The organism is Pedobacter sp. HMWF019, assembly GCF_003061025.1.
In the GTDB taxonomy this organism is placed as follows: domain Bacteria; phylum Bacteroidota; class Bacteroidia; order Sphingobacteriales; family Sphingobacteriaceae; genus Pedobacter.
On sequence record NZ_QAIL01000304.1, the window covers coordinates 1 to 10,228 of the forward strand.

The 10,228-nt window shown below is 39.9% G+C and carries 7 protein-coding genes; 3 read left to right on the forward strand and 4 right to left on the reverse strand.

Going from position 1 to position 10,228, the window contains the following annotated elements:
- Positions 1–148: 148 nt before the first annotated feature.
- A complete protein-coding gene (locus DBR11_RS17120) occupies positions 149–2,386 on the reverse strand; it encodes a beta-N-acetylglucosaminidase domain-containing protein (protein ID WP_108553868.1) in 2,238 nt (745 codons plus the stop codon).
- 435 nt (positions 2,387–2,821) lie between these two features.
- Between DBR11_RS17120 and DBR11_RS17125 the strand changes: the two genes are divergently transcribed.
- Complete coding sequence (locus DBR11_RS17125) at positions 2,822–3,073, forward strand: hypothetical protein (RefSeq protein WP_108553869.1); 252 nt, start codon at positions 2,822–2,824, stop codon at positions 3,071–3,073.
- A 35-nt stretch (positions 3,074–3,108) separates the two neighbouring features.
- Here DBR11_RS17125 and DBR11_RS17130 read toward each other — a convergent pair whose 3' ends face one another.
- On the reverse strand, positions 3,109–3,954 hold the full coding sequence (locus tag DBR11_RS17130) for an AraC family transcriptional regulator (protein WP_108553870.1): 846 nt from the start codon (positions 3,952–3,954) through the stop codon (positions 3,109–3,111).
- 83 nt (positions 3,955–4,037) lie between these two features.
- On the opposite strand from DBR11_RS17130, the gene DBR11_RS17135 reads away from it, so the two are divergent.
- Positions 4,038–4,982 (forward strand): NADP-dependent oxidoreductase, encoded by a 945-nt coding sequence (locus tag DBR11_RS17135; protein ID WP_108553871.1) that lies wholly within the window; start codon positions 4,038–4,040, stop codon positions 4,980–4,982.
- 32 nt (positions 4,983–5,014) lie between these two features.
- Here the strand turns inward: DBR11_RS17135 and DBR11_RS17140 are convergent, their stop codons facing one another.
- A complete protein-coding gene (locus DBR11_RS17140; RefSeq protein WP_108553872.1) occupies positions 5,015–7,393 on the reverse strand; it encodes an ABC transporter permease in 2,379 nt (792 codons plus the stop codon).
- A 218-nt stretch (positions 7,394–7,611) separates the two neighbouring features.
- Between DBR11_RS17140 and DBR11_RS17145 the strand changes: the two genes are divergently transcribed.
- Positions 7,612–8,262 (forward strand): family 16 glycoside hydrolase, encoded by a 651-nt coding sequence (locus DBR11_RS17145; RefSeq protein ID WP_108553873.1) that lies wholly within the window; start codon positions 7,612–7,614, stop codon positions 8,260–8,262.
- Positions 8,263–8,264: 2 nt separating this feature from the next.
- On the opposite strand, the gene DBR11_RS17150 is transcribed toward DBR11_RS17145, so the two are convergent.
- The gene (locus DBR11_RS17150; protein ID WP_108553874.1) at positions 8,265–10,124 is read right to left on the reverse strand and encodes a hypothetical protein; all 1,860 of its coding nucleotides are present in this window, start codon (positions 10,122–10,124) and stop codon (positions 8,265–8,267) included.
- Positions 10,125–10,228: the final 104 nt, after the last annotated feature.

The following is a 10,228-nucleotide window of genomic DNA, read 5'->3' on the forward strand; positions in this document are numbered from 1 at the left end:
TTATAGTTATTGGATCAAACCGATATAGCTAAAATCAGCATTATTCATATCAATAAATCTCTATATAAAGATTTATTGATATGAATATATCTACTGAAACCGTCCTGTAGGCGATTGGGTTACATTGATAGATCGTAACAGGCTATCGTTAGTTTACTGCTTCCAGTATGATTCTGAACCTTTTCAGATAAAAGGTCTTCGTCTTTTCAGACCCGTTTAGAAAACGTATATATTTTTCCGTTCCGGTAAATGTAACGTAATTGCCCTTTCCCTTAGTCTCATTTACCTTTAAAGTCTGCCAGTTTTTGCCGTCCGCTGAGGATTGAAAAAGACCCGAAGCTAACAAATCGGGACACTCCAGATTAAATTGTAACTGAGTTATCCTCAATTTCGGATCAATACTTATTCCCAGATATTCCCCCTTGTTTAAAGATTTTACCTCTAAAGCGGGAGAAATAGCCACGCTGTTCTCCTCAAAGATCAAGGGCTGATTGCGAAATTGTTCTGAATTGCTATAATTTACAGAACGCTCTATAGCCTGCTCAAAAAGAAAGGATGGAGGCATGGCAATAGAACTCGTTTTACTAATCAACGGCCCCATTAACTTAAAGACATTCTTCACAAATGGAGTTAATACCAGAGACCCTGTCTTGACCCCCGGCTGGTAAGGGTTTGAATTTGCCTTTTTATCCAGTTGTTTCATACTGTCCAGCAGTTGGTCGACCTTTAAATAAGAACTTCCTGCGGCGGTATAATTTTTAGCATTCCATTCTTCCAGCATAGACATGGTGTAAACACCAGTCTTGCCCAGTAATTCAAATTGGCTCAGCCATGGCGAAATTTGTTCTACCAGTCGCTTATTTGTGCTTTTACTTCTGATTTCTGCAGCAACCGGAATTATCCTGGAAAATTCTGCTTTAATCTGAGCAGCAAGATCGGGCCGATAATCCCCCTGTTGAAAGGAAGCAAAAAAAACATCTATGGCAGGTTTTATCTCTACAGATTCACCCCGGCGGTAGCCATGTCCATTGGCTCCTGGGTCGCTGTTGTGGCTGTTGAACAACCTAAAGGCAGTTGGAGCCTCTGGCATAATATATTGGTTTGCGGCCTCCCATGCCGCCTGTGGATCATATTTTGCTAAATTCCAGGCATACAGGGCTACGCCAAATATGGCTGTTTTAGAGGCTTCTGCTTTATCCATCGGGTTGGATACAAAGCCAGACATATCTTTCGAGGCTTGGGTATCTAAACCATAAGCCGGTCCCATCAGTAAATGGTCACGGGTATAATCGCTTACCGGGAAATTCCACCACACATAAGCCGGACGTTTAATTCTTCGGTTTACCCACTCCAGACCTTCCTTGGTGATGTCGGCAACTACCGTATTCCCGGTCCACATCACATGAATAGCAGGATCGAGCTGATCTCCAAGAATATTAAGATAAGATCCCGGTTGAGGATCTGCCCAGCTTTTATTGTATTCGGTTGGACACATGATCAGTGCCGAAACATCTTTCTTTTTATTAACGAATTCATGCTGCAGATAGTTTAATAGTTCAGCTTGTTTTTCCGCCTTGGTACCAATACCAGATATATCGTCGAAAAACACAGCAAAGGAACGTACGCCCAGCTGATACATCATTTCAAACTTGTTTACAATCGCCAAACTGTCTTTCAAATTCCAGCTAATGTCTTGTCCCGGGTGAATGGCCCAGACGAAATCGACTTTATTTTTACCAGCCTCGGTAACCAGTTCTTTAATCTCCCTTGCCTTATCGTCAGGATAAGGCAAGCGCCAGTTGGGGGAAGAATGATAAGGATCATCTTTAGGTCCGTAGATATAGGTGTTCAACTTAAGCTTACCGTAGAAACGAAATTGTTCCATACGGTCCTGATGGCTCCAGGGTTCTCCATAAAATCCTTCCACAGTTCCACGAAAAGCGATATCCGGGAAATCATTCACTACACCCTCTGGTAAAGAAATTTTGCCATCAGGCTCTTTATGAATGAGTTGGGAGAGGGTTTGAGCCGCATAGAACAGGGAACGGTTATCAAACACGGAAATGGTGATTTTAGAAGGCAAAATGTCCAGGCGGTAGGCACCGGATTTTTGTAAAATCGTATCCTTCTTATCTATTGCTATAATTGAAAGGGCTAAACTTTTTTTACCCGAGCCGTTATTGTTCAGCAGATGCTCCAATAAAGCAATAGCATCTGGATCCGGATTTTTCAGACCGTTAAACTTATAGGCATGGTTCAGGATAAAGCGTTTGCCTGTAAAAGTCGATTGCTGTGGCTGCGGTAAAATTCTCTCTCCCTGAGCATAGCTTCGTGCTGTTAAACTCAAAAAGAGCAATGTAGCAATCAGTTTAAATGGTGGTTTCATGTGTTCGTGATAGGTTTTGTGTCATACATAATGACTCATGTTTAAATATAGTAGTTTTTCTGCAGGCGGATTAAGTAAAGCTATTTTTTTGTGAATAGATACTAAGAATGGATTTTTTTATATTTTTACGCAATCGTTTTCGTAAATCATCTTATAAGTTCGTTTCTAATCAAATGAATGGGCTTACAACGTGAAATGAACTGAATAGACAATTAAAGCAAATGGATTTGTTCTGTAAAGCAAGATATTTTAAAGCTAACGAAACAGGTCATTTGAAAAAGCCTGATTTATAGGTTATATATGCTTTGATTCGCAAACGTTTGCGTTGAGTTAAGAAGATCTGGAAAGCTATTATTTAATAATTTTCATCTGTTCCAGAGGTGGGTTTTGCCGATGGACCGGGACATACGGAACAGATCATACAAATATTAGAATATGATACGAAAAGTAAATTTGCAAAAAGAACTCATCAAGGATGTCGACGAATTTTCTGTGTTAACCAGGAACGCACTGATCAATGCTGGAATTGTGAAAGTACCAGATCTATCATTCCTGCACCCTAAAGACTTAAATGTAATTAAAGGTATTGGTGCCCAGGGCAGGAAAACTGTCCTTGATTTTTGTGCAAGAAAGTCCATCGTTTTTAATACAGTGAGTTACCTGATCAAGGGTAAAAACTGGAGATAGGTATTCGTAATTATTGGGATACCAGAACCTATTGATCAAACAACTGACTTTCTTGCTTTGCGATAAGCCGATGGACTGGCTCCTTTGTACTTTTTAAAAATTCTGTTCAGATGGCTTTCGTCTGTAAAATTGAATTCCCTTGCAATTTCACCAATACGAAATTCACTATGCAACAGCCTGTTTTCTATCAGCTTTAATTTATACTGGGTCACATAGTCCTGCAGCGTCTCATTGGCATGCTTTTTAAAATAGCGCCCCAAATAAGATTCTGAGATCCCAAAAGAAGCACCTAAGTGTTCAGCAGTGAGCTTTTCGGGCGTATAAATATTACTCTGTATGTATTCCAAAATATCAAGAGCCTTTTCTTCCGACTGCTCGTTAATTTTTTCGGGTAGAGATTTTGCAATATTTCTGGCCACGACTACAATTAGTGTATTAACCAGCTGGCGAATCAATTCTTTATTATACAGATCCCTGTTAACATATTCCCGTATAATCGCATTGACCATGGGTTCTACCAATGTTTTATCCACCTGATTTTTTAGTATGCAGCCGGGCTGATGATTGGCATGCTGCAATATAAACTCCAGTTTTTGGATATTGTCTTGTGGCAAGACATTGTTCCTGATATAAATATTATTAAACCGAATGAACAGAAACTGGGTGGTTTCTTCAATGTCAAAAGAGTGGCAGTCATCTGGTGTAATCAAAAATAGATGCCCTCTGTGATAAGGAAATTTGTTTTTATTAATACATTGTTGTCCGGTACCAGAAACAATGTAAACCAATTCAAAGAAAGTATGTTCATGGGCCTTTTTAGGACATTCATTTAGCTCTTTAAAAACGATTTCAAAGGGTTCGTATAAACTTTCCTTATGCATGGTGTAAAATTACTGATTTAACGAACAGATGTACAAACAAATTTGTAAAATCACCACTAATTTTGACGTATAAAACAGAAACAATGAAAGCAATTATTTTAAAAGAATTTGGATCTACAGATCAATTACAACGACAAGAACTGCAGATCCCGGAAATAAAAGATCAGGAAGTATTGATAAAAGTTAAAGCCATCAGCATTAATCCTGTGGATATAAAAACCCGAGAAGGAAAAGGAGCTGCCGGAAAGATCAAAGATGAAAACCCAATGATCCTTGGCTGGGATATTTCCGGAATTGTGGAGGTGTCCAGATCTGAAGAATTTAAAGCTGGTGATGAAGTATTTGGAATGGTCAACTTTCCGGGCCATGGTAAAGCCTATGCAGAATATGTGGCTGCACCTGCAAATCAACTGGCTTTAAAGCCAAAGCAGACCAGTCATACGGATGCCGCAGCAGCTACACTAGCCGCCTTAACGGCCTGGCAGGTGCTGGTAGATCATGCTAAGATTAAAGCAGGAGACCGTGTGTTGATCCATGCAGCAGCAGGGGGAGTTGGGCATTATGCCGTTCAGATTGCCAAACACCTTGGTGCCTATGTTATCGGAACATCCTCTGCGGCAAAAAAACAATTTGTACTGAGCCTGGGTGCCGATGAATATATTGATTATACAGCAGGTCCTTTGGAGCAATTTACAGGTAATATTGACTTTGTACTGGATACCATAGGTGGCGAAAATATTGACAAATCTTTAAAAGTGATCAAAAAAGGTGGCACCATCATCAGCATTCCCTCCGGACTGAGAGAAGCTGTCGCAGAAAAAGCAAAAGCAATGGGGATCAATGGCTATTTCACCATGGTGGAATCAAGCGGACACAACATGCAGCAGATTGCCAGACTGCTTGAAAATGGAGCACTGAAGTCTCATGTTTCTCAGCTCTTTGATTTTGAACAAATGGCAGATGCACATCTTGCACTTGAAACAGGCAGAACACAAGGGAAAATTGTAATTACTGTCAACGCCATCTAATCATGTCTTAACAGACGCGTCAAAACATTAGTTTATTCATGTTTTAACGCGTCTGCCGGATTAGAAGCCGCAATCTTAAAGGTTTGAATACTGATGGTTAATAAAGTAATCAGTAATGATATAGAGGCCGCTAGAAAAAATGGCCATACAGAGACCGCAATCCTGTAGTCATATTTCTGGAGCCAGTTCGTTGAAAAGATATAGGCTACAGGGAAGGCAATCAGATTAGAATACAATATAAGCTTAATAAAGTCTCTGTTGAGCAGCATCAGGATGTTTTTCATATCAGCGCCAAGGACCTTTCTGATACTAATTTCCTTTTTGCGCTGTTCAGCAATATATAAAACCAGTCCTAATAAGCCCAGGCAGGAAATGAAGATCGCAAAACCGCCAAACAGATTGGACAAAACACCCATGGTTCTTTCGTTGCTGAACTTATCTGCCATATTTTGATCGATGAACTGAATGTCGGTAGGGTAGGCCGGATTGATGGCTGCGCCAATATCACGAATTTTCTGAATAGAGCGGCTGAGATTTTGTGTCGGGTTGAGCCTGAAAAGCATCACATTGGTTTCCTTATAGGCGGAGAAAAATAGTGTTGGAGAAACCTTAAATGCAGTAGACTCGTAATTGTAATCTTTCACCACACCAATTACCGTAAAAACGGCTTTATCCCATCTGATCCGGGTACCTAGAGGTTGCTTAAGCCTCATGGCCTTTACTGTGCTTTCATTCAGAATAACCGCTGAAGAATCCATGGCAAATTTTTCGGAGAAATCTCTGCCCAATAACATTTTGGCACCAATGGTCTTCATGAAGTTGAAACCGGTAGCCCTATAGTTCATAACAATAATTTCATCCGCGAATTTGCCTGGCCATTCAAATGCCGAGGAGTTGTCTCCGCCATTGGTTAAACCATTAGACATCTCCGTTGCAGAACTGATCACTCCGGCCTTAAGTAATTCTGCTTTAAAAAGTTCCGCTTTTGAACGTGTTTTTAATGATCCTGAGCGCTCTACCTGTACCAGGTTGTTCTGATCAAAGCCCAGGGGTTTTTGCTCAATAAAATGGATTTGATTATAAATAATAATGGCTGAAATGATCATACAAATAGAGAATCCAAATTGTAAAACAACCAATATCCTTCGTAAAGGTAATGAGGAGCGGCCTGCACCATTAAAGCCTTTCAATACCTTTACCGGAACAAAAGAGGATAAATAGAAAGCCGGATAACTACCTGCTACAAAACCAGTGAACAGCAGAAGCAACAGCAAGGTTGCCCAGAGTGTAATCGAACTGTAGGAGATCAGCATTTGTATATCCAGGAGGTTATTGAAGTAAGGTAAAGCTGCCTCGGTAAGTACAAAAGCAATTCCTATAGCTAAAAAAGAAAGAAGTAAGGATTCCGCAAAAAACTGAAGTGCAATGGAACGTCTCGATGAGCCCAGCGTTTTACGCACGCCAACCTCTCTTGCCCGTTTTTCAGAACGCGCCGTACTGAGGTTCATGTAATTGATACAGGCAATTAACAAAACACAGAAGGCAAGGAAAAGAAACAATTTAACCTGATCTATCTTTCCTCCGGTAGCTCTCCCGTTTTCAAAGTTATCATATAAATGACTCTTTTTAAGTGGAAACAAAAAAGCTTCCGCCTTGCTTTTGGGCTGATGAGTAGAAATCATTTTACGAATCTGTGCATCTGCCGCTTTAAAATCATCAGGATTTTTTAACTGGATCACCGTATTGCAAAAACCGCTGCCCCAGTCGGTACCTGCAAGCCAGGGAGATTCCTGTTCCAACAAAGCCCAGGTTAACAATACATCAAATTTATAAGTCTGGTTTTTAGGTGGATCGGCAATCACCGCAGTAACATGGAGATATTTCCGGTTGTCCAGTTTAAGACTCTTTCCTATCGGATCAGTAGTTCCGAACAGGCTTTTAGCTGTAGATTCAGTGATCAGAATCGCATTAGGGTCAGTTAAGGCCGTTGCAGGATTTCCTTTAATAAAACGATAATCCAGGATTTTCAGGAAAGAAGGATCAACAAAATAAACATTCCTTTTATAGGAATTTTGCCCATAGTTAAACAGGATTCCCCACCGTCTCGCAATTCGGCTGGCAAATTCCACCTGAGGGATGTTCTGTACCGAACTAGGGCCTAATAGCTGCGGAAGTGCATCGCTAGTAGCGCCGTAAGTAAGTGTTTCTCCACTTGCTTTATAGTTTTTGCAAACAGCATAAATACGGTCTATATTTCTGAACTGTTTGTCATAACTCCATTCATAATTTACATATAACAGGAGCATTAAACAGCAGGTCATTCCGATAGCCAGCCCACCAATATTGATGAGGGAAAATCCTTTATATTTTAAAAGATTACGGAAAGCTATTTTTAGATTAAAGATGAGCATTGGTCAATTTTTTCTGCAAGCTGTCGAAAGTACGTGCCAAAACAAAAATACGCTTCAAAGCTTTGCTCGTAAAGGTCTATATTTTCTTTGCTGTTCATAAATGTACATGCTAATGTTCATTTATGAACAATGCTTAAAGAGGTTATGAGCCTAAAGCTCTTGTATACCCTGGGAATTTATCTGGCACAAGGCTTGAATGAAGATCGAAAACAACAGACATGCACAAATCCAATTTCCTGCTTATTCTTTCGATTCTTAGTTTTTCAGCCAGTACAAGTCTATATGCTCAAAAACTGGAAAATGTAGATATCTCCAAGGTAACGACCACCATCAACCGAACCATTAGTATGAATGTTGTAGAGAAGACGCATATTCTTTCGGTTAACCCTGGGCCTGGAGGTGGGATGATAATGATCAAGTATCCCACTTTTGAAAATGGAGAGATCCAATTTGAAGTCAAAGGGCAGGATGTCTATCAAAAAAGTTTTGTTGGCTTTGCGTTTCATATCAAAAATGAAAAGAACTATGAAGCCATTTATTTCCGCCCATTTAATTTCAGAACAACAGATGAACTGCGTAAAAAACATGCAGTCCAATACGTCTCGCTTCCAAATTACGACTGGGAAGTTTTAAGAGATCATCATCCGCTCGAATATGAGCAGCCCATTGGCGAAAACCTTGATCCAAATGACTGGTTTAAGGTAAGGATTAAAGTTGAAGGGGGTAAAATCAGCGTATTTACCAACGATCAGACACGGCCTTGTTTAGAAGTCACCTCCTTAGGAGATCTGAAATCGGGGAAAATAGGTTTTTTTACAGGTGATGACTCCCCGGGGATTTTCAGGAATCTTAAAATTTCCAGAAAATAAGACTATACAGTTCCAATTTCTTGTAAATAAACGTTCAGGTCTTCTTCTTTGTCTAAACCCAGCTTTTGTTTGATCCTGTATTTGCTCATCCGAACGCTTTTGGCTTCGATATGCATCATCTGGGCAATTTGCCGGGTATCCATTTTAAGATAAATGTATGCGCAAAGCTTTAGGTCCAGTGCACTAAGCTTCTTACCCGCTTTGTGGTTGATCAGGCTGAAAAAATCGGGATGAACCTTCTGGATCTGCATTTTAGCATCTTCAAAATCACTGTCCAGCACCATTTCTTCCTTCCAGAGCTTTTGCATATTGACAGGGTCTCCGTCATTGAGTCTTTCCTTTATCTGAAGCAGCATCTGGTTTTTATGTTCCAATTGTAACACATTAGCCATAGCTTCCTTCTTTAACTGCAGCTGCTGGGCCTCCAGCAACTGCTGCTCTACTTTTAGCCTTGCCTGTTCTTCCTGTTCCAGTTTGACCTTAAGTGCAGAATCCTCCTTTTCCAGATCAAGCTGTTTTTCCAGTTGTAAGGAATAACGCAATTTGAAGTGATAAGACCGGAACATAAACAATAAGCCAAAGAAAGAAATCACCGCTACACAACCATACAAATAGTTTTGCCGTTTATGGCTCAGCTCTCTTTCTTTAAGCAGGTTCATCTCATTGTTTTTTTTTTCGGTTTCGTATTGTATTTCCAGTTTCTGTGCATTTAAAGCTTGTTTTTCATTAAAGCTCTTTAGTGTATAAGTAGTGATCTCTTTCTGAAAATCTATGGCCTTTTTAAGATCACCCTTCTTTTCATAAAAATCAGCTAAAGCCTGCACTACATTCAGCATGGTATAATAATAAATAGGTTTCCCAGTTTTTATAACTTCATATGCCTGTAATAAATATGCTTCCTGCTGACCATAATCTGCAGCCCGTTTTGCATATTCACTCAATATACCTAAACCACTGGCCAATATTTCCTGGCTGTTATCCATACCCTTTAAAACCGATATGGCCGTATTGGCATAATGCATGGCCTGGTCTTTTGCCTGTAGGTCAGTTGGAGAAAAGTATCTGAGGTAGAAGCTTGCAATATCAACACAAGCTATCGCATAAGTATGATTGGCCACATGACCGGGATATTGATGATAAAGCATTTCCGATTTTTTAAGATAAAACAGAACGCTATCCAGCTCGGTCTTGTTTTTGGAAGCATTGTAGTTGTATTCATGGGCAACAGATAATGCCGTGTAACAATTACTTAAATGATTATAATCGGTGGTTAGAAGCACATTTTCAGTAGCTTTTGAAGCATATAAATTTGCTTTTGCTTCATTGTTCCAGCCGGAATAAACGGCATACAGCCTGTAATATATTTTGGACGCGATATAAGGATCCGATTTTTTTTCCAGTTGTTTTAAGGCAAGACCGCAGAATTTCACCACATTTTGTGCATCGTCTAAAATTTTGTAAACCAGGACCTGTGCATAATATGCATAGGCCATTGCGACAGGATCATTGGCTTTTTTAGCAAATGTTAATGTAGAATCGCTGGTTCGTTTTGCCGATGAAAGTTGTCTGGCAGAGGTTCTGATATTGACCAGTAGCGTATAGGCCTTTACCGCATCAATATAATCTTTTTTCCGTAAAGCAATCCTGGCACTTTCACCGGCCTTGCGCTCCGCAAGTGCATAGTTCTTATCGGTTCTGTATATTTCGGCCAGCTGGTTTAACAAGGCAGGTTTTTCTTTTTCGCCGAGGGAAGGATTCTCCAAAACAGCAGTCAGGCTGTCCGTTAACTCCGTTTGGGCAAAGCCAATCAAGGGTATCGTGAGGCAAAGCAGAACAGAAAACAGGTAGATTAAGTATTTCATAAGTTCTCAAATTTAATTATAAATTGATAAGAGCCTGTGCAATATGGATAAAAATGTAATCTTGTAATTTGTTGTTTATGAATTGTTTATGGGGTGTGTAGACA

What these genes read in the sequence shown, in the direction of transcription:
- DBR11_RS17135 (WP_108553871.1), top strand. Translation starts at nt 4,038, where the DNA reads ATGAAAGCAATTATTTTAAAAGAATTTGGATCTACAGATCAATTACAA.
- DBR11_RS17130 (WP_108553870.1), bottom strand. Translation starts at nt 3,954, where the DNA reads ATGCATAAGGAAAGTTTATACGAACCCTTTGAAATCGTTTTTAAAGAG.
- DBR11_RS17125 (WP_108553869.1), top strand. Translation starts at nt 2,822, where the DNA reads ATGATACGAAAAGTAAATTTGCAAAAAGAACTCATCAAGGATGTCGAC.
- DBR11_RS17145 (WP_108553873.1), top strand. Translation starts at nt 7,612, where the DNA reads ATGCACAAATCCAATTTCCTGCTTATTCTTTCGATTCTTAGTTTTTCA.
- DBR11_RS17150 (WP_108553874.1), bottom strand. Translation starts at nt 10,124, where the DNA reads ATGAAATACTTAATCTACCTGTTTTCTGTTCTGCTTTGCCTCACGATA.
- DBR11_RS17140 (WP_108553872.1), bottom strand. Translation starts at nt 7,393, where the DNA reads ATGCTCATCTTTAATCTAAAAATAGCTTTCCGTAATCTTTTAAAATAT.
- DBR11_RS17120 (WP_108553868.1), bottom strand. Translation starts at nt 2,386, where the DNA reads ATGAAACCACCATTTAAACTGATTGCTACATTGCTCTTTTTGAGTTTA.